This window comes from Vibrio porteresiae DSM 19223 (assembly GCF_024347055.1).
In the GTDB taxonomy this organism is placed as follows: domain Bacteria; phylum Pseudomonadota; class Gammaproteobacteria; order Enterobacterales; family Vibrionaceae; genus Vibrio; species Vibrio porteresiae.
Genome location: NZ_AP024895.1, coordinates 2,468,995 through 2,493,567, shown reverse-complemented (window position 1 = coordinate 2,493,567; position 24,573 = coordinate 2,468,995). Strand labels below are relative to the sequence as shown.

Sequence of the window (24,573 nt, the reverse complement as noted above, 5' to 3'; positions counted from 1 at the left end):
CTATATAAAACGTAGAACATATCGTCGCGAAGAGCGAGAAATGACTAGAAAATCAACAATAAAACCGCTTTATAGCGTTTTGTTGTTATCTACAGCATTGCTAAAGTACTTCGAGCATATCACAAACTGAACCGCCGGTTCACGCCAAACCGATTTGGTGATCTTGCATCCAATCCTTATGATTGATGTCACAAAAAACTTTTTAAGTTAGAGAGAGTTATCGTATTTTTATAGGTGCGTTATTGTGAATGTTGTCTATAGTGTAAACACATAACGGTGAATGTGTAATATTTTGAAACATAAAAATACGTTATATTTTAGTTACATAGACTAACAATATCGCAATAAATCATCAGATCTGTCAATGACGGGTGTGACATTTTGACAACTTTATCGATGGGCCGTTTCCGCTAGTTGGCTTATAGTGGTATGATGAGTTCATTCGATAGATAATTAAAAGAAACCGGAAAAGTACTTAATGGTCATTAAGGCAAAAAGCCCAGCAGGTTTTGCAGAAAAATATATTATTGAAAGCATTTGGAATGGACGTTTTCCACCTGGCTCAATTTTACCAGCCGAGCGCGAACTCTCAGAATTAATTGGTGTTACTCGTACAACACTTCGTGAAGTATTACAGCGATTGGCACGAGATGGTTGGTTAACCATCCAACACGGCAAGCCTACTAAAGTAAACCAATTTATGGAAACCTCTGGACTTCATATTTTGGATACCTTGATGACTTTGGACGCCGACAATGCCACGAGCATTGTGGAAGACCTTCTTGCTGCTCGTACTAATATCAGTCCAATTTTTATGCGTTATGCCTTTAAAGTGAATCGCGATAACGCTGAGCGCACTATCAAAAACGTTATTGATTCCTGTGAAGCTTTGCTCCGTGCAGAATCTTGGGATGCGTTTGTCTCTCAATCACCTTATGCGGATAAAATCGCACAAGAAGTGAAAGACGATGGCGAAAAAGATGAAGAGAAACGTCAACAAATTTTGGTGGCTAAAACCTTTAACTTTTACGATTACATGCTGTTTCAACGTTTAGCGTTTCATTCAGGTAACCAGATTTATGGTTTGATCTTTAATGGCTTGAAGAAACTGTACGATCGTGTTGGTAGCTACTATTTTTCAAATCCACAGTCTTGTGAGTTAGCCCTTAACTTCTACAAAGAGCTGTTGTCAGTTTGTCAAAGTGGCTCAAGCGAGCAACTTCCTAATGTGATTCGTCACTATGGTATTGCGAGTGCCCATTTGTGGAATGAGATGAAAAAGACATTGCCATCGAATTTCACAGAAGACGATTGTTAATCTAACGTTTTTACTGGATTAAATAGCATAAGGCCCGCTCAATGCGGGCCTTGTTTTTTTATGGCTATTTCGATTCAATCATAACTCTTCTTCGCGACCGCCAGCTTCTTTAAACCAGCGAGCAAGATGAGGTTTTAGATCTTTGAGTTCGTCAGGACCTATCAACGCCAGACCAAGGTCTTCAGCGCGAGTAATATCGTTATGACGCAGCGGACGGAAACTCACAAGCATTGCACGAGCTTGTAAGCCGCCGAGTAAGTCGCGCAATGATTCCAGTTTATACAAAGTGTCATCACCGTCATCACGCATCCCTTTGGTTTTACATTCGATAATGTGCAGCTTGTTATTCACCACCGTTGCTACATCCAGCTCATTGCGTACTTCACGTTCGCCGAGCTGACGATACACTTGGACGTTCAGCGAACGGTCTTGAATAGTGGGCATATCATCTTGAATCTGTTTAACGGTACTGTGCACCAATGTTTCTAACCACTCACCGTTAGAGAAACGGCGCGCATCTTCATTAGCGAAGGTCAAAATGCCGTTCTCGTAGGTTGCGATGTTCGCTTCAACTAAATCATTCAGTAGCAGGTTAAGTTCACGATAGCCTTGCTGTTTATCAGAGAGCTCAACATCCAATCTTTGCTCTTTACGACACGTGGTTGCTAAGTAGTTGAGAGTGGCTAGACCTGGGCCCAACTCCAAGGCATTACCCGCCCAACGTTCGCCAAGTTCGTACAGTTTTTGATCAAGCTGAGGCGAAATGGTTTGTTCAGCAAACTCACCACGAGCACCAAAAATAGTGAGGTAGTCAGAGATGGTAATATGGTCTTGTACTTGAGTATCTTCGTTGGAGTCAGGATAAAGCCAACACAATTGGTCGCTGCAAGGTTCTACGACGAAAATAGGCCAATGATAAGAGCGAAAAACTTCATATATTGCCAATAAGCGGTGACGCAGACCACAGCTCGCATTAAGGTGAATTTCTTGCTTGCGTTCTTTTAAGCTCTCGACCAGTCCGCGAACACTGCGTTTAATTTCCGCTATGTTGGTGCCTGATGGGATCTCAAATAACTCCGAGCCGATACCGCGTTGACTAAGAACTGTATGCAACCGAAGATACATGGCTTCTTGACTACTATCGCCAACAAAAATGATGTGTGAAGAGTCGATGCGACTGTCGAGTAGCGGCGTGACCAATCGCACTGGGTCTTGGTCAATAATGCCAACATGAATGCTCATCTAATTTATTATCCTCATGTGTGGCTTGCAAAAATCTGAAGGTATCGAAAGGGTAGGATGCAAGCGCTTGTTACTCATATAATGGTGGCTTGAGTAAAAAACAAGACTCTCTTGTGAGAATACTGACTGTAACCGCGTGTTTTGACGGGGTATTAACAATAAGTAGTACAAAAGGTAACGACGTACGTCATTCTGTAACAAGTTGTTGATCTTATTTTTTCTCGAACGCTAGTTTAGACCGCACCCATATAAATAGTTCATCCGTGGTATGAAATTTCAAGAACACTGTTTTTTATTGAGCTTTACAACCCCTTAGCGCATACTCTTTGGCAACATGTTAAATCCTAGTGTTCTAATGGAGTGAATTCATGGCTGAAGAAACCATTTTTAGTAAAATTATCCGCAAAGAAATCCCTGCCGATATTCTGTATCAAGATGATCTTGTTACTGCATTTCGTGATATTAACCCTCGTGCGCCAAGCCATATTTTGATCATTCCAAATAAACTGATTCCAACGGTCAATGATGTTGCCGAAGAAGATGAACTGGCGCTTGGTCGTATGTTTACTGTGGCGAAAAAAATCGCAGAACAAGAAGGTATCGCGGCTGACGGTTATCGTTTGATTGTGAACACCAACGCTTTTGGTGGCCAAGAAGTTTACCATATCCACATGCACCTGCTTGGTGGTCGTCCACTTGGCCCATTATTGATGAGCTAATTGGTTAAAGTGCCCGGTTTACGGGCACTGTGTCGATAGCAAATATGAAAGGACGGAGTGACGGGTGACGATGCATCGACGTTACGTTTCGTTAGCCCTGTGCAGTTTACTGCTCAGTGGTTGCGCTAACTTTACTGCCGGCAACTTATTTAGCCACTACAGTGCACAAAATAAAGACCTCTACCAGTCAGTTGCGGATGGTAACTACACAGAGGCGACTGACCATTTTAATGATTTTGTTGCTGGTGATGTTCTCGATAACATGGAGAAGGGACGAGTTTACTTTCTCGATACTCAGTATCCACAAAGCTTCGCCGCATTTGAAAAATCGGATGAAGCTGTTAAACAGCAGCAAGATGAAGCCACTATCTCGCTTAGCCGCAGTGCTAATAGTGTCGGCTCGCTCGCCGTCAATGACAATCTCAAAGACTACATTGCTCCCGACTATGAGCTGGGCTTTTTGCATCTCTACCTTGGTTTAAATTATCTTCAACAACAAAAGTTCGAAGATGCCTTAGTTGAAATGCGTCGTGCCAATCAAGTGCAAGAAGCAGCTCGTAAAAGCCGTGAAGCTGACTTAGAAAATGCTCAGCAGCAGATGGAAGATGAAGGTGTGAGTCCTAATCTTGGCGCGGTGTTATCCCACTATCCCGATGCAGGTAAAAAATTGTCTGCGGTGCAAAATGGGTATCTTTTCTTTCTCTCCGCATTACTTTACGAGACTTCACACGATTTAAATGATGCCTACGTCGATTATCGCCGTGCTTTAGCCGTTGCACCCAATAACCGGGCTGTGATTGATGGGACGATTCGTGTAGCCAAAGCTTTAGGCATGAACGAAGACCTAGGTTTGCTCGTGAAGCGCTATGGCAACAATACGGCACTGAAAAAGGGCCAAGGCCGTGTCATCATTATCGATGAACAAGGAGTTGTCGATGCATTAGATGGCTGGCGATTATCTTTACCTTTGTATGACAGTCGCGGGCAAGCGGCGTTGTACTCTGTTGCTTTGCCTTATTACCCACCTCGGCCTCATCATGAAAAAGCGGACTTGGTATTAAATCAACAAGTGATTGCTGGTTCGTTGCTGGCGGATGTGAACAATATGGCAAAACGTGATTTAAGTGAACGTATGCCCGCACTTGTTGTCCGACAGGTGTTACGAGTGATCGCGAAAGATGAGTTACGTAAGACCACCACCCAAGGCAACGATATTGGTAGTCTGGTCTTTAACATCTGGAACACGCTCACTGAGCAGCCGGATACCCGCAGTTGGTTAACTTTGCCCGCGCAGGTCGATGCGATGAGTCATGTGGTTTCTGCTGGGGAACAAACGCTGCAGGTCGGGCAAAAGAGTTATACTTTTAACGTGCCTGATGAAGGGACGACGCTGGTTTGGTTATCACGCCAAGGTGACAACGCCACTATTTGGCATAAACAACTAGGGAAATTGTGATGAAAAAATGGCTGGGTGCAGTGCTCGCAATCGGGCTTCTTGCCGGTTGTGCTGAAAATACCGCAGGTTTGCAAGTCGATGGCGCAAATCAACGCGTGTTGTTTGGTGACCATGTTTTAGGTGACAGACTGAAAGTTGATGAGATCACGACGACTCAACTTAATGGTCACACACGAGGCGTGGTGAGGCTAACCAGTCATTACAAGGGTGACCAATTTATTCAGTATCGTTTTTATTGGTACGATGCCCAAGGTTTAGAAGTGAATACTCAGCCAAGTGCATGGCAACAAGCGATTGTCCGTGGCGGAGAGGATCTGACCTTGTCTGAAGTATCAATCAAACCTAACGGTACGCAATTTCGTGTGCAAATTCGCCAGTTTAATCAATGAATTGACATAGTTTGAGGTTTTAAAAATGAACAAAGGTTTATGGGCTGTACTGGGATTAACTGTCCTACTTGGTGGTTGTGCCAATAAAGTCACTTATGGTGATGCACAGGGCGTCGAAACTGTGACGGCTGACTTTGGTTCAACTGACTTGCAAAAAATTGCCGCAGATATGGTCGACAGCATGATGATGTCAGGTTCGGTTGCTGCGATTACACACGATAAACGTCCAATCGTGTTTGTTGAACGGATCAAAAACAAAACCAGTGAGCACATCGATACTGAATCTATCACCGACTCAATCAGTACAAAAATGTTGAACTCTGGTAAGTTCCGTTTTGTTGATATGGACCGAGTAGAATCCGTTCGTCAACAGCTTAAATTCCAAAACAACGACGAATTGGTCGATCAAAACTCAGCAATTCAGTTTGGTAAAATGGTCGGCGCTCAGTACATGTTATACGGTAACCTATCGAGCATTGTGAAAAATGCAGGTAGCGACAAAGATGTGTACTACAAGATGACCATGCGCCTAATGGACCTCAAAACAGGTCTTATCGAATGGGCCGACGAAACTGAAATTCGTAAGCAAGAACAGAAGAGCCTATTTGGCTTGTAATTGATTCCGCTAGCCCCCTTTAAGGAGACGAGTGATGGCTAAGATAGCATGGGTAGAAGCGTGTCAGCTGGATCCTACTTTATCGTCATTGACTCGTTTCTTTGATGTCCCGCCAGCGTTTGCAGAAACACTCGCTGGTGGGTTAACTAACCGCTGTTGGAAAATTGTGGCGCCGCATAAAGGCAATTATGTGTGGCGGCCGATTTCTGAGTTAACCAACGCTTTTACCATTTCTCGTTTCCAAGAATATCAAATTCTTAAAGCTATCGAGCACGATGTGATTGGCCCGAAGGCAGTGTTTATTAATGAGAAAGGCCTGCTCGTTGAGTGGATTGATGGTGACCAATTCAATGATGCTGAGTTTGATCTTCAGCTGAAAACCTTAGTACGCATCCATTTGCTTGATAAAAAGCGAATACCAGTCGCTCCTTTTAACTATACCGCTCGCGTTGATCATTACTGGATGCAATTACCGGCATCGGTTCAGGATGAGGCGTTAAAGGTGTTATATCAGCGCTGGCGTTCAGTTCCGACCCTCGAACCTGAAGAGTTGACGTTATGCCATTTTGACTTGGGGCCACACAACTTAGTCAAAACGGCGCAAGGCTTGCGTGTCATCGATTGGGAATACGCGGGAATTGCTGATCCTCGCTTGGATCTTGCGATGCTGTTGACCACAGAAGATAAACTCAATCCCGCTCATATTGCTCGTTATTGTCAGTTGCGCGACATAGATACTGTTGACGCTTGGATCGAAGGCGTGACGCAATGGTCCATTCGGGTGCAAATGTTGGCACTGCTGTGGTATTTACTCGCATTTCATTTACGTGGTGATCCCATATATGAGCAACAAGCCATTCAAATCAAAGAGAATTTATGTAAGTAGGATCACTGTTTCATCATGAAAGTCAGGTAGATTAAAAGAGCGTCAGCTCAGATCTGACTTCCATCTGAACGTTAAAGCAGGGAAGTGCCATGATTTTATATTTACACGGGTATGATTCTACCAGCCCTGGTAACCACGAAAAAATAATGCAGTTACAGTTTATCGATGACGATGTGCGTTTCATTAGTTACAGCACTCAGCATCCTAAACATGATATGCAACATCTGCTAAATGAAGTACAAAAAGCGATTGAAACCAGTGATGATCCCTCACCATTAATCTGTGGTGTTGGATTAGGGGCTTATTGGTCAGAACGAGTCGGTTTTCTGTGTGGGATAAAGCAAGCCTTGTTTAACCCCAATCTCCATCCAGAATTGACCATGGGTGACAAAATCGATCGTCCTGAAGAGTATGAAGATATCGCGACGAAATGTATTGCGGGCTTTCGTAATAATAATGCAAGCCGGTGTTTGGTCTTTTTGTCTCGCGACGATGGCATTCTTAATAGTCGTGACTCTGCTGCGGAACTCTCACCTTACTATTCCATCATGTGGGATGAAAAACAGCCGCATAAATTCCCTAAAATTTCTCACCATCTTCAGTTGTTAAAGGCGTTCAAAAACGCGTAATCATAACTTAGCGTTTTGTAATTAGCGGCAATCATTGATAGCCGCTTTTTTATTGTGGGTTTGCCTAAAAAAGAGACAGAATCGACGAATTCTTTAGTTGCGTGACCCGATTTGCTCTATATAATGACTGCCATCAAAAAAAATTGATAGATATCAAAAAAAAATTAAGAGCGAGCGAAAAACTCGCCTAAACTTTGATGTTAGTTAACTTTGTTACGGCATCTCAGTATCAATCGGTTGTTTATGAACCTCATAAGAGTGTGGCTCTTACCACACCTGACAAAATTCTTTCTGTTTGGCTAAGTCGAATGGAAAAAAAATTACTAATGTTTATTTTTTGAGGATCTTTGTAAAGTGACACGCATTATTGTTGTAGGCGGAGGCGCTGGCGGCCTTGAGCTGGTAACCAAATTAGGTCGTACTCTTGGCCGAAAAAAACGCGCAAAAATTACTCTTGTTGATCGTAAATCTAGCCACCTTTGGAAACCATTGCTGCATGAAGTAGCAACAGGTTCTCTTGATGAAGGTGTTGATGCGTTGAGCTATCGTGCTCATGCGCGTAATCACAGCTTTGAATTCCAACTCGGCAGCTTACAGTCGATCGACCGTGACGCGAAGAAAATCGTGTTAGCGGAACAGCACGACGAAGCAGGTGAGTTACTGATGCCACAACGTGAACTTGAATACGATATTCTTGTTTTGGCGATTGGTTCTACTTCAAACGATTTCAATACCGAAGGTGTTCGTCAGCACTGTATCTTCCTAGACAGTCCTGAACAGGCACACCGTTTCCGCACTGAAATGAACAATGAGTTTCTAAAACTGCACGCCAATCAAGGTAACGGCACTGTCGATATCGCTATTGTCGGTGGTGGTGCAACGGGTGTTGAACTTTCTGCTGAATTGCATAATGCGGTTGCAGAGCTGCGTAACTACGGCTTTGGTGACTTAGACTCCAGCAAATTGAACGTGAACTTAGTGGAAGCGGGTGAGCGTATTCTTCCTGCACTTCCGCCACGTATCTCTGCTGCAGCTCATCAAGAATTGACTAAGCTTGGCGTTAACGTACGTACATCTACCATGGTGACCAAAGCGGAAGCTGACGGTCTAACGACCAAAGATGGTGAGAAAATTCACGCGAAAATCATGGTTTGGGCTGCGGGTATTAAAGCGCCTGATTTCATGAAAGATATCGCTGGTTTGGAAACTAACCGTATCAACCAATTAGTGGTGAAAGAGACATTGCAAACCACACGTGACGAAGACATTTTCGTTATCGGTGACCTAGCGCAATGTACTCAACCAGACGGTAAGTTTGTTCCGCCTCGCGCACAAGCAGCACACCAGATGTCGACTCAAGCGTTTAAAAACATCATCGCTAAGCTAAATGGTCGTGAGATGAAACCGTATATCTATAAAGATCATGGTTCTCTTGTTTCTCTTAGTCGCTTCTCTACAGTCGGTAGCTTGATGGGTAACCTTACTAAGGGATCGATGATGGTTGAAGGTCGTATCGCGCGTATGGTGTATATCTCTCTATACCGTATGCACCAAATGGCGCTACACGGCATGTTCAAAACTGGCTTAATGATGTTGGTTGGTCGCATTAACCGCGTATTACGTCCAAACTTGAAGTTACACTAAGAGTAACGAAAGTGCATGACATGAAAAAACCGCCTATCGGCGGTTTTTTTGTCTTGAACAGCTTTACCTAGATTATTCAGGGATGATCGAATAAACCGCACCTACTTTAGGTTCGTTATTGTAGAGAAAACGATGACGAGCCAAGGTTTCAAACTCCGCTCCGCAGGCTAAGGCAAGTTTTTGGCTTGGCTCATTGTCTGGGTCACAAACAATCTCTAAGCGGGTAAGGGAAAGCTTGCTAAAGCTAAACTCTACCAGTGCATTTAACGCTTCTTTGCCATAGCCTTGATGCTGAAACTCATCACCAATCCAATAACCTAAGCTTGCCATATTGAACGTGGGATAGAATTCGTTGATCGCCACCATACCAATTAACTGTTTCGTACGGCGATGATAGACCCCAAATCCGTAGGCTTCTGCTTTGACCCAGTTTAAGCGCGTCGCCAAAATAAAGCGTTCTGCTTGATTATGAGAAAAATCCTTATGACACCAATCAATCCAGCGATGGAGAGAAGGGGAGGATTGAATACAGTGCTCTAGTTGATCGGATTCATCCAATACGATCAAGCGTAATATCAATCGCGGGGTCACAATATGAAAATCAGGTGTCATCACCAATCCTTTATGCACAAAAGAGAGAGGCACCCTTAGGTGCCACTCAGTTATTATTGTGCAGCTTGAGTCGAATCGTCGACACGGCGTACTTGAATAATCATACCCATGAGAGGGTGGTCAAGATAGTGGGTTTCACCACTGCGCATGCGACGTTTTTGTTCCATACGATAGCTTTTGAGGAATGTCTCTACTTCTTGAGTTGGAGAAACCGACTCTAAATGGCCGAGTTGCACATTGGCATCTTGATCATCAGGACTGACTTCCAACTCCAGCTGTTTGTCTTTCAAAACCACATCACGGGTACTTGGCTCTTTCAGATCCAAAGTCGTTTCTGCGTACAAATAATGCTGCACATAGACTTGCAAGGTTCCATCGAGCTCATAAATTGGAGCAGGCATGGTTTGTTCAACAACACCTTCAACTGGCGCTGGTGCGTCACTTTGCGGCTGGCGAGCACTGCCATCTGGATTAAATGAATCAGCGTAATTCTTACCGGCTTGGATATGGAAAATCGGTGCTTGCGATTTACCCTCATCGCCTTGACGCCAAGCCGTATGCAACAGAACTTCGAAACCTGCGTGGTCTTTTAGCGTTTGCTCTTGAGCGTTTAATTGATATTCACTGCTTGGCAATAAAGTCACGCCCTTTTTCTCTAAATAAGCGTTATCGGCAAAGTTACCTGTATTATCGACGTTAATCGTTGGCAAGGTATTTGGCCATGATTCACTTACTTTTTCCGCGTCTACGGCACGTTTAAAAATAATCACCTCGATGTCAAATTGCCGCTGTGCCAAGCTAGGCATTGCCACCAAAAGAAGAAGTAAAGGGATCAGCTTTTTCATTATGACTCCGTCATGTGTGCCAAAGGCTATCAGTATGATTGCAACAGAGGTTGCTCAAAAAACAGCATTAGGCTGCTGGCAGAAGATTCTGCTCAAATTCGTTTAGCATGTTTGCGACAAAACTCATTCTTTCGCGCCTGTCCACTAATGGCAAGGTGAATTTGAATTTGGTCGGGCCATCCATCGCAAATTGCTTAGGTTGTGCTTGCAGTAGTTTAACCAAAAACATTGGGTTAATGTCAGCATTTGGATAGAACTCTATGTACCCGCCTTTGTCATGTGCTTCAATTTTACGCACTTTTAGTTGGCCTGCATCCAGCTTAAGTTGCGCTATGGCGAGTAGGTTTTGCGCCGCATCAGGCAATTTACCGAAACGGTCGATTAATTCCACTTTCAGCTCTACTAGCTCATCTTCGCTCGCGACACTGGCAATCTGTTTGTACATGGATAGGCGAGTGTTGACGTCAGGAATGTAATCCTCTGGCAATAGAGCAGGCATACGCATTTCTACTTCGGTTTGCTCGCGCAGCAGTTCATCGAGTGTCGGTTCTTTACCGGATTTTAGTGCTTCAACTGCTTGGTCAAGCATCTCCATATAGAGCGTGAACCCGACCGATTGGATTTGACCACTCTGCTCTTCGCCGAGTAGTTCACCTGCACCTCGAATTTCAAGGTCGTGAGTGGCTAGGGTAAAACCAGCACCGAGGTCTTCGAGTGAGGCGATGGCTTCAAGCCGTTTAATCGCATCTTTGGTAATCGCTTTAGGTGGTGGCGTAAGCAAATAGGCATAGGCTTGATGGTGTGAACGCCCCACACGACCACGTAATTGATGCAATTGTGCTAGGCCCAAGCTATCCGCTCGATTAATAATGATCGTATTAGCGGTCGGCACATCGATACCGGTCTCTATGATGGTGGTACACACCAGCAAGTTATAACGCTGGTGGTAGAAATCATTCATGATTTTTTCTAGCTCACGCTCGCGCATCTGCCCGTGTGCGACGGTAATGCGAGCTTCTGGCACCAGTTTTTCCAAATCGGCAGCCACTTTGTCGATGGTTTCGACTTGGTTGTGTAAGAAATAGATTTGTCCACCACGAGCCACTTCGCGCAATACGGCTTCACGCACTACGCTCTCTTCACTTTGTCGAACAAAGGTTTTTACCGCGCGGCGTCTTGCTGGTGGGGTGGCGATGATCGAAAGATCGCGCATGCCACTCATCGCCATATTGAGCGTACGTGGAATTGGCGTTGCGGTTAAGGTCAAAATATCCACATCAGCGCGCATCGCTTTCACTTTTTCTTTTTGACGCACGCCAAAACGGTGTTCTTCGTCGACAATTAACAAACCTAAGTCGGCAAATTGAATATCACTGGAGAGCAGTTTATGTGTGCCCACAACGATATCGATTTTACCTTCGGCCACTTCTTGCAGAATCTGTTTCTGCTCTTTGGCTGATTTAAAGCGGGATAGCACCTCAACACGAATCGGCAAATTGGCAAAGCGATCGCGAAAGTTTTCAAAATGCTGTTGAGCAAGTAGGGTGGTTGGAACTAACACTGCCACTTGTTTGCCATTATCGGTGGCGACAAACGCAGCGCGCATTGCCACTTCGGTTTTGCCAAAGCCTACATCCCCACACACCAGTCGATCCATCGCTTTGGGTTGGCACATGTCAGATAACACGGCATTGATCGCCATCGCTTGGTCGTCGGTCTCTTCAAATGGGAAGGTACTCTTGAACGTAGCGTACTGTTCCCGATCCAAGTGGAACTTATAACCAGGCTTGAGTTCGCGTTTGGCATAGACATCCAACAGCTCTGCTGCAACATCGCGAACTTTCTCCGCTGCTTTGCGACGCGCTTTAACCCAAGCTTCACCGCCTAATTTATGCAGCGGTGCTGACTCTTCTGCGCCACCGGAGTAACGACTAATGAGATTAAGAGATGAGACGGGAACGTAGAGTTTTGCCTCATTTTGGTATTCCAATGCCACGTATTCAGTAGTGATGCCGCCCGCTTCCAGAGTCTGTAAACCGAGATAACGCCCAATTCCGTGCTCGATATGCACGACCGGTTGTCCGGGTTTAAGCTCGGCAAGGTTACGAATAACTGCATCGCTATTGGTTGTGACTTTACGATCTTTCTTACGCCGTTGTAGAACGCGATCGCCAAGCAAGTCGCTCTCACAAATCAAGGCGACTTGATTATCACCAAAGATAAAACCGTGTTCAGCCGAACCGACAACAAGAGTGTATTTGCTGTTACTTGCTAATGCCTGTTGGAAATTGGCTTCTGTTTTGGGCTTGAGTTTGAGCGGCTGTAACAGTTCCAACAGTGCTTCACGGCGACCTTGAGACTCGACCGAAAAGAGAATTTTGCCGGCAAATTGTTCTGTGAATTGGCGCAGTGCCGCCAATGGTTCTTTTTGCTGATGCTTTACCGCTAAATCAGGCAGCGCCAAAATTGGCATGTTAACGCGTCCGGCTTTCTCTTCAATACGTTCGCGTTCTAGTTGGATAACGGCAACGGTTTTAAGTAAGCCAAACAGTTCATCTTTCTTGAGCCACAATTCTGCTGGTGGCAAGAGTGGGCGCAGTGGATCGATTTTGCGCTGCTCGTAGCGATAAGCGGTGTCAGTAAGGAATTGATCAATCGCTGGTTCCAAATTGCCGACAGTAATGATTTGGCTATCTGCAGGCAGATAGTCAAAGAGAGTTTCGGTGTGATCAAAAAAGAGTGGCTGCCAATACTCAATACCCGCAGGCCAGGTGCCTTTGGTGACTTGCATGTAAACCGATTCTGGTTCGCGGCGAGCTTCAAAGCGTTGCCGCCAGCGGCTACGAAACTCTTCTATCGCCGATTCTGCCGTCGGAAATTCGTGAGCAGGTAACAGACAGACATTATCGATTTCATCAATTGAGCGCTGATTTTCTGGATCAAAGGTGCGAATCGTATCAATTTCATCATCAAAGAAATCAAAACGATAGGGCACTTGGCTGCCCATTGGGAACAGATCCAAAATGGAACCACGACTAGCGTATTCACCAGGGCTAAAGACCTGATCCACATGGCGGTAGCCAGAATGTTCTAATTGCAGGCGCAGTTTCTCTAATGAGAAACGATCGCCTCGCTTCACCATCAAAGTGTGTTGCAGCAAGAAGGAACGTGGCGATTGGCGCTGTAGTAAGGTACTTACTGGAACAATAGTAAGCCCTTTGCCCAGATTCGGTAATTGATAAAGCCGAGCAATACGTTCAGAGATGATCTCCTGATGCGGAGAAAAATGGTCGTAAGGTAAGGTTTCCCAATCAGGGAACATCGCCACTTCACCTTGAATAAACTGCTCTGTTTCATTGAGTAAACGCAACGCAGTTTGCGGGTCGGGCACGGCCAAAATCGTATGGCTTTTATGCTGATTAGCGAGTTCGGCAATCGCGAGGGCTAAACTGGCGCCAGGCAAATTACCATTGATTTTTTTATCTCCAGCTTTGGTTGCAGCAGCCAGAGGAAGTAATGTCTGTGTCGTCATCGGTAAGGCTTATTATTTTTCTCGATCCAGTGAACGTTGGCGTAACAACTTTTGTTGTTGATAAAGCGCGGCTTTAATTAACAGGTCTTGGTCAACATCGCGTAGCAAATCGTATCTTACCGTGACCAGATGCTCAGTGTCCTGCGTATCACATGAAATTACGCTGCCATAACAATAAATAGCGGCAGCAGGATGTTCCATAAAGAGTTTGGCGCGTACTTTTGTTCCGACACTCATCTCTGTTGGTGCGTAGTAGGCAAATTGACTGGCGCCAAATGAGTAACTTCTGTAACGATGTGCTTGGCTATCTTCTTGAGAAAGCAAGAAGCTCAATATCAAGTTCAGTTTGGCGTTTTGGGTATCGAGTAACTGGCATACATGGCGAAAATCATTGCTTTTCATTTCTGATTTCGCTTGATCGGTAAGTAGATCTAACTGACTAAACTCACTGGCAACGATAAATGGTGCGGGTATTTCACGTGCAAATTCTTCAGTGGAAGGCAGAACAAAACTGTCCTCTAAGGGTTGCACATTGATCGTGAGTGCATGATGCACCGAAAAAAACTCTTGGTCAGTCATAATCTGATTCCTTGTTACGCTTGAGATGATTATCGTCATACTGGTGCAGTAATCAAGGTATCTCAGTGTTATCCCAGTGAAATACCCGTCAATAAACGTGAGATGATCCGATTCTTACACAGTTTTAGCAAAGAAAAACTACAACCTTCGTACGATTCCCGCTACAGTAGCGCCATTCTAGTTGTTTGGTTTGTATTATGTTTCACCCGATTTCAACCTTTATTGGTTTACGCTATTTGCGTGGTCGCTCCGGTGATAGGTTTAGCCGCTTTGTTTCGTATATGTCTACTGCTGGCATCACCATAGGAGTGATGGCGCTGGTGACAGTATTGTCCGTGATGAACGGTTTCGAAGGCGAATTGAAAAACCGTATATTGGGCGTGTTACCACAGGCTGTGATTAGCCAAAATCATGACCAGACGCGCGCTAGCGCGACCCCCCCACAATTTATTGCAAAACTTTCTACGGCACGTGCTCCTGAGCCAATTGTGCGTAGCGAAGCGGTGATTCAAAGTTCCAGCGAATTAACTGCAGGTTTGATGATTGGTATCGAGCCTCGTTTAGATGACCCGATTGAACAATATCTTTTGGGCGGAAAAATCAGTTATTTACAACCGGATAGCTACCGAGTCTTTATCGGGCAGATGCTGGCTCGTGAACTGAATGTCACCGTCGGTGATAAAGTTCGACTTATGGTCACGAGTGCAAGTCAATATACCCCCTTTGGCCGAATCCCTAGTCAACGTAATTTCCTTGTCGCAGGTATTTTCAATACGGGCTCGGATGTGGATGGTCAGCTTATCATCACACATATTTCTGATGCTGGCCGGTTACTTCATTACAGCCAAGACACTATCTCTGGTTGGCGTCTGTTCTTTGATGATCCTTTTGTTGTCGGTGAAATGTCCCATCAGTCGTTGCCAGACGGTTGGCATTGGAGCGATTGGCGAGACCAACGCGGTGAACTTTTCCAAGCCGTGGGTATGGAAAAGAACATGATGGGGCTGATGCTGGGACTGATTGTCGGTGTTGCTGCATTTAATATTATCTCCGCTTTAATTATGGTGGTGATGGAGAAGCAAGCAGAAGTCGCTATTTTGAAAACCCAAGGCATGACCAATCGTCAAGTGTTGGCCATTTTTATGGTGCAAGGGGCGAGCAGCGGCGTAATTGGCGCTCTGGTCGGTGGCTTATTGGGCGTGGTGGTTGCCGATAATCTCAATACCATACTCAGTGCACTAGGCGTGGCCTTTTTTGCTTTAGGTAGTTCACTTCCGATTGTTATTGATCCTCTGCAAATCACAGTGGTGATTTTGCTAGCGATCGCGTTAAGTTTATTAGCCACTATTTTCCCTGCTTATCGAGCATCCTCTGTAAAACCCGCTGAGGCGTTACGTTATGAATAATTTGTTGTCTTGTCAGAATGTATGCAAAACCTATAAAGAAGGCGAGTTTACAACCCAAGTATTAAAAGGCGTCAGCTTTGCCCTTAAACCGGGCGAGTTGGTCTCTATCGTTGGTTCTTCTGGCTCTGGTAAAAGTACGCTATTGCATATTCTTGGCGCATTGGACGATGCGAGCGAAGGTCAGGTTGAGTTTTTAGGCCATGACATGGCGAGCTTAAGCTCGAATCGCCAAGCAAAAATCCGTAATACCCATCTTGGTTTTGTTTATCAGTTTCATCATTTGTTAGCTGACTTCACTGCGTTAGAGAATGTTGCGATGCCACTTTTGATTGGTGGTAAAAAGGTAGCGGAAGCTAAGCAAGCGGCAAAAGAGTTACTCGAGCGTGTTGGCCTTGGACATCGGATTGAGCACCGTCCTGCCGAGTTATCGGGAGGCGAGCGTCAGCGTGTTGCTATTGCCCGCGCTTTGGTGAACAAACCCGATCTCGTGTTGGCTGATGAACCGACTGGTAACCTCGATCACCAAACAGCATTGTCGATTTACGACTTGATGCGTCAACTCAATCAAGAATCAGGTACGGCATTTCTCGTGGTGACTCACGATAATGAGTTAGCGGGTAAAATGGACCGTCGCATGTTTATGCAAGACGGCCTGTTGCTGGAAAATAAGGAGGCCTAAGTGTTAGGCGGTCTTTCTCTTTTTATCGGTGGTCGTTTTAGCCGAGCCAAGCAACGTAACAAAATGGTCTCGTTTATCTCGCTTTCGTCCACCATTGGCATTGCGGTTGGTGTTGCGGTCATCATCATCGGTTTATCAGCGATGAATGGTTTTGAACGTGAGTTAAAAAATCGAGTGCTATCGGTCATTCCTCACGGTGAATTTGAAGGGGTACGTGCGCCAATTCAAGATTGGCCACAAATGGTATCTCAAGCTGAAAGCGACCCTAGTGTTATTGGTGCCGCTCCTTATGTGCGATTTACAGCACTCGCCGAGCGAGGTAAGCAACTCAAAGCGCTAGAAGTTCGTGGTGTTGACCCTCAGCAAGAAGATAAGGTGTCGGATCTTTCACGGTTTATCCCAGCAGAGGTGTGGCAACAGTTCCAACCAAATCAGCAACAAGTGATTATTGGTAAAGGGGTTGCGGATAAACTGGGTGTCAAAGTCGGTGACTTTATCTCCTTAATGATCCCTCGAGTGAATAGTGAAAGTAAGGTAGAAGCGCCGAAACGAGTACGCCTTAAAGTGGTTGGGCTTCTGACACTTAATGGCCAGATCGACCACAATATTGCTTTGTTACCTATGGCAGATGCCCAGCAATATACCGATCTAGGCGACAAAGTGACTGGGGTGTCGATTAAGGTTGATGATGTGTTTATGGCAACCGACATTGTTCGCCGGGTGGGTAAGCAGTTAAATGAAATTGTTTACTTGCGTAGTTGGAAGCAAAAGTTTGGCTATTTGTATCGTGATATTGAGATGGTGCGAACCATCATGTATCTCGTGATGGTGTTGGTGATTGGCGTAGCAAGCTTCAATATTGTTTCTACTTTGATGATGGCGGTGAAAGATCGCGCTGCCGAAATCGCCATTTTACGCACCATGGGGGCAACCGATGGGTTAGTCAAACGGATATTTGTCTGGCAAGGTGTGTTTTCCGGTGTCCTTGGAAGCATAGTGGGGAGTATTCTTGGTGTTGTTTTAGCCATGAATCTCACCCAGATTGTGAAGCTGATTGAGAGCCTGATCGGGCATCATTTCTTATCTGGCGATATCTATTTTGTTGATTTCTTGCCTTCTCAAGTGGCGTTCTCCGATGTGATTTTGGTTTCGGGAACGGCCATTATGCTAAGCCTGTTAGCCACTTGGTATCCAGCTAAGCGAGCGAGTAAGTTGAATCCGGCTAGCGTATTGAGCGGAAAATAGCTCACTGTAAATACCCTCTCAGTGTGCCCTAGCCAAACCATTTCGCTGGGGCAAAGGCAAAATAAAAAAGGACCATTCGGTCCTTTTTTGCATCTCTTTCAAGGGAAATCGCTTTGTCACTCGCATGCTATGTGATTAGGCATTTCTCTTCTCATCAAACGCTTTAAGCTGCTCGTCAAAGCTCGTTGATAACCTAACTAGAGTATCGCTTAACTAAGGCATCACCTTACGTATCACCTTAGTTTCGTGAAATAGGTCATTACTGAGCAGAGTGTTTACCCAATTTGTCACGACGTTTTTGCCAGCTGCGAACCACCGAGTAGCGCCACAGCCCCATGATGCCAAAGTAGCCAAGAATGGCTGACAACACAGCGCAAATACCGCAACCAACCAAGAGTGGTAGACAAATGGTATTGAGCTGTTCACGGAGAAATTCCCATGTTAATTCGAAGTGGAAATCTTGTGGTGGCATCTGCATGACCCAAACGCCGAGTTTGTAACAGAAGTAAAAGATCACTGGCATGGTTACCGGGTTGGTAATCCAAACTAATGCGATAGAGAGCGGTAAATTCACACCAAAGAAGACGGCTAAGCCTGCCGCCATAATCATCTGGCTTGGTAGTGGGACAAAGGCCATAAACAGCCCGACCGCGAACGCTCCAGCCGCCGAACGGCGATTGAGGCACCACAAATTGGGGTTGTATAGCACGTTGCCAAAAATTTTAAGTGCCTTCTGACGTTTGATTAAGTCGTGGTTAGGCATAAACCGCTTAATGAACTTTCTTGGCATAAGGGATCATGACTCGCTTATATAATTATTGGATATTTGTTTCTTTCTCGCTCACTACGCTCTCTTCAATGATTTGGCCCATGTTGCCATCATGGCTTTGGGTTAGTTCACTGGGCATCTTATGCTTCTGGATTCGAGGCTTAAAATGGGGCGCTGGTATCGCATTTGGTGTGGTGTTGATACTAACACACAGCCAAATATTGAGCGTACAAAAACAAATGATTTTTAAGTTTGGAACGGATATTACCATAACCGCAAAAGTTGACAGCTTTTTTAAACCGAGCCAAAGCGGTTATTCAGGTACGGTAAAAATTCACCAAATTAATGAACATGGATTAAACCCACTTTTTCAGCCAAGGGTTTATCTGCGTGCCCCTGTACCGCTCCTTGATGGTGAGGTTGTTCGCTTTCATGTCAAAGTAAAACCGATTTATGGCGTGCTTAACGACGTTGGCTATGATGCTGAAAAACAAGCAATAAGCCAAAGGATCGTTGCCAGAGCGAATGTGCAACCAAATTCCCCCTTTATGGTTATCTCAACTGGAGGAATTAAGGACAAATTGTACCGACAAGTGGTTGAGATAAGTCGGGATACGCCTATTCAAGGATTGTTGTTGGCGTTGGTGTTTGGCGATAGAAGTCTGATCAACCCAGAACTTTGGCAGCAACTTCGGGACAGTGGCTTAGCTCATTTGGTGGCCATTTCTGGTTTGCATATTGGTATTGCATTTGGCGTTGGCTTTCTGCTAGGTGGGGTTTTCTCTCGCGGGCATCGTTGGTTGCTGTGGAGCCCATGGTTAGTCGGATTTACGGTTGCGTGGGGTTATGCATGGTTGGCCGGATTTACATTACCAACTCAAAGAGCGTTAGTCATGTGCGCAATTCAAGTGCTACTGATGCTGACTCAAGCCAAAGTGTCCATGGTCTGGCGAATTCTGTTAACCCTATCTGGCGTCTTGGCTATTGACCCGTTTGCCGGTTACTCCAGTAGTTTTTGGTTATCGTTTCTTGCCGTCATCATGGTGATGGTGTTTGCTCAAGCGGTGCATAGCATTCGCCGTTCTTGGAAAAAAGCACTCCTGATTCAATTAGGAATGACGCTTGGTATGTTGCCAGTCACGGGCTGGTTTTTCCAAGGAGTGAGCATGGGGTCGTTCCTATTCAATTTATTCTTTATTCCTTGGTTTAGCTTGATATTGGTTCCTCTGGTGTTTCTGTTGCTTAGCAGTCTGCTTTTTTTTGGCGGTTTGACTCAGTTACTCTGGCAGGGGGTGACTTGGGGATTCACCCCGCTATTGTGGGGATTACCATTATCTGCGGGTGGGTGGCTGCCTTTAAATCATCAAACCATAGTGGTACTGATGTTGGGTGTTGGTTTATGGCTATTTAGACCGTTTGTACGTCGCACTATTCTCACTGCGTTACTCTTGATCGTCGTGTTGCACTTTGTGTTTCAAACGCCGGGAAAAGGGTGGAATCTATACGTATTGGATGTTGGCCATGGTCTGGCAGTGCTGCTTGAGCAGCAAGGGCATGTGGTGATATACGATACTGGTAGCAGCTGGGATAGTGGCAGTTATGCGCAAAGCGTTATTTTGCCTATGTTGGCACAGAGAGGTTGGGTACTTGATGGGCTCATCCTAAGTCATACGGATAATGACCACAGTGGTGGTCGGCTGTGGTTGGAAGAGTCACAACCGAAGGCATGGTTACGTGCCAGTCAAACCATAGTCGGATACTCTCCATGCATTAAAGGGGCGAATTGGTGGTGGCGCGCGTTACATTTCGAAGTAGTATGGCCACCTGAAATGGTCTCGAGAGCCAAAAATCAACACTCTTGTGTCGTTCTTGTCAGCGATATAGTGGGGAAGAGAGTATTATTAACGGGCGATATTGATGCCGTAGGTGAGTGGTTACTTTCTCGGGATAATAATCAACTCAAAGCGGATGTTATGCTCGTTCCTCATCATGGCAGCCGCACTTCATCGACACGTCACTTTATCGAAAAGGTTCGACCTCAATGGGCCATTGCCTCTGTTGAAAAAGGGGGGCAGTGGCATTTACCTTCTCCCTCGGTAGTGGATTTGTATGAATTTTTAGGCGCTTCTTGGTTAGATACAGCTGACTCAGGTCAAATTAGCGTTAATTTTCAGACAAGTAAGATAACAATTAGCACGAAACGCTCAGATGGTAACCAGCCATGGTATAGGCAGATGCTACGTAACGGGGTAGAATGAGCGCAATTTTATAACCCAGTGATGGATATCCATGTCGATCAATACAGATGAAACCACCTGGCAGACGTTTAAGCGCCTGTGGACCTACATTCGCAACTATAAAGCAGGCTTAGTTGTCGCCTGTATTGCTTTAGTTCTCAACGCGGCATCTGATACCTACATGATGTCTTTATTGAAACCACTTCTTGATGAAGGGTTTACTTCGACTGACTCAAGCTTTTTGCGTACCTTGCCATTGATCGTGATTGGCGTGATGCTGATTCGTGGTAGCAGTAGTTTTGTCTCTGCATACTGCTTGAGTTGGGTCTCTGGCAACGTTGTCATGTCGATGCGTCGTGCCGTTTTTGGCCAGTTTATGCATATGCCAGTGAGCTTTTTTGATAAAGAGTCGACTGGTAGTTTGCTCTCTCGTATTACCTATGACTCAGAGCAGGTGGCTGATGCCACTAGCCGTGCGTTGGTCAGTATTGTGCGTGAAGGCGCAAGCATTATTGGCTTACTTGCTTTGATGTTTTGGAGCAGCTGGCAATTATCTGTAGTGCTGATTGTGATTGCTCCTGTTGTGGCGATCACCATTCGTATCGTATCAAAACGTTTTCGCAAAATTTCCAAGAACATGCAGACTGCAATGGGGCATGTTGCTGAATCGGCAGAACAAATGCTTAAAGGGCATAAAGTGGTGCTAAGCTACGGTGGTCAAGCGATTGAACAAGAGCGCTTTGATAAAGTGAGCAACCGGATGCGTCAGCAATCGATGAAATTGGTATCAGCACAAGCAATTGCTAACCCGTTGATCCAATTTATTGCTTCATTTGCAGTAGTTGCGGTTCTTTATCTGGCAAGCATTGACGAAGTGCGTCAGAGCTTAACTCCCGGCACATTTACCGTGGTGTTCACATCAATGTTCTCTATGATGCGTCCACTTAAAGCGCTTACTAACGTGACTTCTCAATTCCAAAAAGGGATGGCGGCAAGCCAAACTCTGTTTGGTTTGATGGATCTTGAACGCGAAAAAGATGAAGGCAAATTTGAAGCCGATAAAGTTCGTGGTGATGTTGCGGTAAAAGAAGTGACGTTCAGCTATCAAGGTAAAGAAAAACCAGCACTGCGTAATGTGAGTTTTAACATTCCAGCTGGTAAAACGGTTGCCTTAGTGGGGCGATCTGGCTCTGGTAAATCTACCATTGCCAACTTGTTTACCCGTTTTTACGATGTGGACTCAGGTTCGATTACTCTTGATGAACACGATGTACGAGATTACAAACTCTCTAATTTACGTCGTCACTTCGGCTTGGTGTCGCAAAACGTACATCTATTTAATGATTCTATCGCGAACAACATTGCGTATGCGGCCGAAGGGGAATATACCCGCGAGCAGATTGAACACGCTGCGAAGTTAGCCCATGCGATAGAATTTATTAACAATATGCCGCAAGGTTTCGATACCGTGATTGGTGAGAATGGGACGAGCTTGTCTGGTGGTCAGCGTCAACGTATTGCGATTGCGCGTGCTCTATTGCGTGATTCGCCAGTCTTGATTCTTGATGAAGCGACCTCCGCGCTGGATACCGAATCAGAGCGTGCGATTCAAGCGGCATTGGAAGAGCTACAAAAGAACAAAACAGTATTGGTGATTGCACACCGTCTCTCTACGATTGAAAATGCGGATCAAATCTTAGTCGTTGAAGAGGGTGAAATCATTGAACGCGGTAGTCACTCTGAACTATTGAGCCTCAGCGGTGCTTATGCCCAGCTCCACAGTATTCAGTTTGGTGATAAAGCGTGATTGAAAAAATCTGGTTTCAACGCTCCGTTTTTTTCTATCTTCTCTGGCCACTGTTGTGGCCATTGAGCTGTCTGTTTGCCCGAATCAGTCGATCTCGCCGCCTTGCTTATGCCAGTGGCAGCAAGACGAGCTATCGTGCACCAGTTCCAGTGGTAGTGGTAGGTAACATTACCGCTGGTGGCAATGGTAAAACACCAGTGGTTATTTGGCTGGTGGAAACATTGTTAGCATTGGGGTACAAGCCCGGCGTGGTTTCAAGAGGTTATGGAGCAAAAGCGCCACAATATCCTCTTGTTCTTGGTGCCTCTACCCCTACCGCACATTGTGGTGATGAACCCAAGCTGATCCACCAACGCACAGGTGTACCTGTCGCTGTTGATCCTGTTCGCGCAGATGCGGTAAAAGCCTTGCTAAACAAAGGCGTAAACATCATTATTACTGACGACGGTTTGCAACATTATGCCTTAGAGCGTGATGTTGAATTGGTGGTCATCGATGGTGTGCGTCGCTTTGGTAATCAGCAGATGATTCCGCTAGGGCCTTTGCGCGAACCTATGTCTCGCTTGAAAGAGGTCGACTTCAAGATCACCAATGGTGGTCAAGCCCAAGTCGATGAGATTGCGATGTCATTACAACCAGATGACGCAGTAAACCTAGTGACTGGTGAAAAACGTAGCGCTGCGTCGTTATCACGTTTGGTGGCGTTTGCGGGCATTGGTCATCCACCACGATTTTTTAATACCCTCAAGCAGTTGGGGGCACAACCACTCATCACAAAATCTTTTGCTGATCATGAGGATTTTTCACCCGCTGAGCTTGAAGCGCTCGATCGAAGTGGTGACCATGTGATCATGACAGAGAAAGACGCTGTAAAATGTGCACACATCGCTAAAGAGAACTGGTGGTATTTGCCAGTGACGGCAACGATTGCGGTGCAGGATGCTGAGCGCATCATCAATAAAATACAAGAGGTAATGGAACACTATGGATCATCGACTACTTGAGATCGTGGCTTGCCCAGTATGCAAAAGCAAACTGGTATACGATAAAGAGAAACAAGAACTCATTTGTAAAGCGGACCGACTAGCTTACCCAATTAAGGACGGCATTCCTGTTCTTCTTGAAAGCGAAGCTCGCACTATGTCGATGGATGAGGGGCGTTAATATGTCTTTCACTGTGGTGATACCTTCCCGTTATCAATCGTCACGCTTGCCTGCTAAACCGCTTGCGGATATTTGCGGTAAACCTATGGTGCAATGGGTTTACGAACAAGCGAGCCAAGCTGGTGCAGAGCAAGTGATCGTCGCAACCGATGATCAACGTATTGCTGATGTAGTCATCGGTTTTGGTGGTCAAGTTTGTATGACTTCACCTCATCATCAATCTGGGACTGAGCGTTTAGCGGAAGTCGTGAAGTTGATGGGTATCGCCGACGATCAAATTATCGTTAACGTTCAAGGTGATGAACCACTGATTCCACCTGCTATCATTGGTCAAGTAGCGGATAATTTGGCAAACAGTGTTGCGCCAATGGCGACATTGGGGATTGAAATCACCGAAGAGTCGGAAGTATTTAACCCGAATGCAGTGAAAGTAGTGACCGATAAAGACGGTTACGCACTCTATTTTAGTCGCGCCTCAATTCCTTGGGACCGTGACCATTTCGCCGCTCAACCAAAACAGGTTGTGCGTCCTTTGTTACGTCATATTGGTATCTACGCGTATCGTGCTGGTTTTATCAATACCTACGTTAACTGGCAGCCAAGCCAACTTGAGCAGATTGAGAGCTTAGAGCAGTTACGTGTACTTTGGTATGGTGAAAAGATCCATGTAGACGTGGCGAAAGAAGCACCACCTGCGGGCGTCGACACCATTGAAGATCTTGAAGCAGTGCGTCGCATCGTTGCACAGCGACAGGCTTGAAAAAATAGAATTTGTTCCAAATAAAAAGGCTCCGTTTGC

The 24,573-nt window shown here is 45.4% G+C and carries 22 protein-coding genes; 16 read left to right on the top strand and 6 right to left on the bottom strand.

Going from position 1 to position 24,573, the window contains the following annotated elements; translation table 11 throughout:
* Positions 1 to 478: 478 nt before the first annotated feature.
* Positions 479 to 1,318 (top strand): fatty acid metabolism transcriptional regulator FadR, encoded by an 840-nt coding sequence (fadR, locus tag OCV11_RS11405; protein ID WP_261892972.1) that lies wholly within the window; start codon positions 479 to 481, stop codon positions 1,316 to 1,318.
* Between the two features lie 78 nt (positions 1,319 to 1,396).
* Here the strand turns inward: fadR and OCV11_RS11400 are convergent, their stop codons facing one another.
* Complete coding sequence (locus OCV11_RS11400; RefSeq protein WP_261892971.1) at positions 1,397 to 2,560, bottom strand: DUF1887 family protein; 1,164 nt, start codon at positions 2,558 to 2,560, stop codon at positions 1,397 to 1,399.
* Positions 2,561 to 2,928: 368 nt separating this feature from the next.
* On the opposite strand from OCV11_RS11400, the gene hinT reads away from it, so the two are divergent.
* The 7 genes from hinT to OCV11_RS11365 all read left to right on the top strand — a co-directional run bounded on the left by hinT (position 2,929) and on the right by OCV11_RS11365 (position 8,899).
* Complete coding sequence (gene hinT / locus OCV11_RS11395; RefSeq protein WP_261892970.1) at positions 2,929 to 3,279, top strand: purine nucleoside phosphoramidase; 351 nt, start codon at positions 2,929 to 2,931, stop codon at positions 3,277 to 3,279.
* A 70-nt stretch (positions 3,280 to 3,349) separates the two neighbouring features.
* The gene (locus OCV11_RS11390) at positions 3,350 to 4,735 is read left to right on the top strand and encodes a COG3014 family protein (RefSeq protein ID WP_261896289.1); all 1,386 of its coding nucleotides are present in this window, start codon (positions 3,350 to 3,352) and stop codon (positions 4,733 to 4,735) included.
* Complete coding sequence (locus OCV11_RS11385) at positions 4,735 to 5,124, top strand: YcfL family protein (protein ID WP_261892969.1); 390 nt, start codon at positions 4,735 to 4,737, stop codon at positions 5,122 to 5,124. Before OCV11_RS11390 ends, OCV11_RS11385 begins: the two co-directional genes overlap by 1 nt.
* A gap of 25 nt (positions 5,125 to 5,149) precedes the next feature.
* Positions 5,150 to 5,740: a penicillin-binding protein activator LpoB gene (lpoB, locus tag OCV11_RS11380; RefSeq protein WP_261892968.1), complete on the top strand. Its 591-nt coding sequence runs from the start codon at positions 5,150 to 5,152 to the stop codon at positions 5,738 to 5,740.
* Positions 5,741 to 5,774: 34 nt separating this feature from the next.
* Positions 5,775 to 6,626 (top strand): phosphotransferase, encoded by an 852-nt coding sequence (locus OCV11_RS11375; protein ID WP_261892967.1) that lies wholly within the window; start codon positions 5,775 to 5,777, stop codon positions 6,624 to 6,626.
* Positions 6,627 to 6,715: 89 nt separating this feature from the next.
* The gene (gene ycfP / locus OCV11_RS11370; RefSeq protein WP_261892966.1) at positions 6,716 to 7,255 is read left to right on the top strand and encodes an alpha/beta hydrolase YcfP; all 540 of its coding nucleotides are present in this window, start codon (positions 6,716 to 6,718) and stop codon (positions 7,253 to 7,255) included.
* 354 nt (positions 7,256 to 7,609) lie between these two features.
* The gene (locus OCV11_RS11365; protein ID WP_261892965.1) at positions 7,610 to 8,899 is read left to right on the top strand and encodes an NAD(P)/FAD-dependent oxidoreductase; all 1,290 of its coding nucleotides are present in this window, start codon (positions 7,610 to 7,612) and stop codon (positions 8,897 to 8,899) included.
* A 72-nt stretch (positions 8,900 to 8,971) separates the two neighbouring features.
* On the opposite strand, the gene OCV11_RS11360 is transcribed toward OCV11_RS11365, so the two are convergent.
* From OCV11_RS11360 to OCV11_RS11345, 4 genes are all read right to left on the bottom strand, one after another.
* Positions 8,972 to 9,511 carry a GNAT family N-acetyltransferase gene (locus OCV11_RS11360; protein ID WP_261892964.1) on the bottom strand — a complete coding sequence of 180 codons (540 nt, stop codon included), beginning with the start codon at positions 9,509 to 9,511 and terminating at the stop codon, positions 8,972 to 8,974.
* A gap of 53 nt (positions 9,512 to 9,564) precedes the next feature.
* Positions 9,565 to 10,356 (bottom strand): peptidoglycan binding protein CsiV, encoded by a 792-nt coding sequence (locus tag OCV11_RS11355; RefSeq protein WP_261892963.1) that lies wholly within the window; start codon positions 10,354 to 10,356, stop codon positions 9,565 to 9,567.
* A gap of 67 nt (positions 10,357 to 10,423) precedes the next feature.
* Positions 10,424 to 13,888: a transcription-repair coupling factor gene (gene mfd, locus OCV11_RS11350; RefSeq protein WP_261892962.1), complete on the bottom strand. Its 3,465-nt coding sequence runs from the start codon at positions 13,886 to 13,888 to the stop codon at positions 10,424 to 10,426.
* Between the two features lie 12 nt (positions 13,889 to 13,900).
* On the bottom strand, positions 13,901 to 14,467 hold the full coding sequence (locus OCV11_RS11345) for a PilZ domain-containing protein (RefSeq protein ID WP_261892961.1): 567 nt from the start codon (positions 14,465 to 14,467) through the stop codon (positions 13,901 to 13,903).
* Positions 14,468 to 14,664: 197 nt separating this feature from the next.
* Here OCV11_RS11345 and lolC point away from each other — a divergent pair, with 197 nt between their 5' ends.
* The 3 genes from lolC to lolE are packed head-to-tail and all read left to right on the top strand — an operon-like array spanning position 14,665 to position 17,797.
* Positions 14,665 to 15,873 carry a lipoprotein-releasing ABC transporter permease subunit LolC gene (lolC, locus tag OCV11_RS11340; protein ID WP_261892960.1) on the top strand — a complete coding sequence of 403 codons (1,209 nt, stop codon included), beginning with the start codon at positions 14,665 to 14,667 and terminating at the stop codon, positions 15,871 to 15,873.
* Positions 15,866 to 16,552, top strand: a complete 687-nt coding sequence (gene lolD / locus OCV11_RS11335) for a lipoprotein-releasing ABC transporter ATP-binding protein LolD (protein WP_261892959.1) — start codon at positions 15,866 to 15,868, stop codon at positions 16,550 to 16,552. Before lolC ends, lolD begins: the two co-directional genes overlap by 8 nt.
* Positions 16,553 to 17,797 (top strand): lipoprotein-releasing ABC transporter permease subunit LolE, encoded by a 1,245-nt coding sequence (gene lolE / locus OCV11_RS11330; RefSeq protein ID WP_261892958.1) that lies wholly within the window; start codon positions 16,553 to 16,555, stop codon positions 17,795 to 17,797.
* A gap of 259 nt (positions 17,798 to 18,056) precedes the next feature.
* On the opposite strand, the gene OCV11_RS11325 is transcribed toward lolE, so the two are convergent.
* On the bottom strand, positions 18,057 to 18,587 hold the full coding sequence (locus tag OCV11_RS11325; protein WP_261892957.1) for a DUF2062 domain-containing protein: 531 nt from the start codon (positions 18,585 to 18,587) through the stop codon (positions 18,057 to 18,059).
* Positions 18,588 to 18,667: 80 nt separating this feature from the next.
* Between OCV11_RS11325 and OCV11_RS11320 the strand changes: the two genes are divergently transcribed.
* The 5 genes from OCV11_RS11320 to kdsB are packed head-to-tail and all read left to right on the top strand — an operon-like array spanning position 18,668 to position 24,534.
* Positions 18,668 to 20,824: a DNA internalization-related competence protein ComEC/Rec2 gene (locus OCV11_RS11320; protein ID WP_261892956.1), complete on the top strand. Its 2,157-nt coding sequence runs from the start codon at positions 18,668 to 18,670 to the stop codon at positions 20,822 to 20,824.
* 31 nt (positions 20,825 to 20,855) lie between these two features.
* Positions 20,856 to 22,610 (top strand): lipid A ABC transporter ATP-binding protein/permease MsbA, encoded by a 1,755-nt coding sequence (gene msbA / locus OCV11_RS11315; RefSeq protein ID WP_261892955.1) that lies wholly within the window; start codon positions 20,856 to 20,858, stop codon positions 22,608 to 22,610.
* Positions 22,607 to 23,614: a tetraacyldisaccharide 4'-kinase gene (gene lpxK / locus OCV11_RS11310; protein ID WP_261892954.1), complete on the top strand. Its 1,008-nt coding sequence runs from the start codon at positions 22,607 to 22,609 to the stop codon at positions 23,612 to 23,614. The genes msbA and lpxK overlap by 4 nt, the downstream gene beginning before the upstream one ends.
* On the top strand, positions 23,595 to 23,774 hold the full coding sequence (locus OCV11_RS11305; protein WP_261892953.1) for a Trm112 family protein: 180 nt from the start codon (positions 23,595 to 23,597) through the stop codon (positions 23,772 to 23,774). The genes lpxK and OCV11_RS11305 overlap by 20 nt, the downstream gene beginning before the upstream one ends.
* 1 nt (position 23,775) lies before the next feature.
* Positions 23,776 to 24,534: a 3-deoxy-manno-octulosonate cytidylyltransferase gene (gene kdsB / locus OCV11_RS11300; RefSeq protein ID WP_261892952.1), complete on the top strand. Its 759-nt coding sequence runs from the start codon at positions 23,776 to 23,778 to the stop codon at positions 24,532 to 24,534.
* Positions 24,535 to 24,573: the final 39 nt, after the last annotated feature.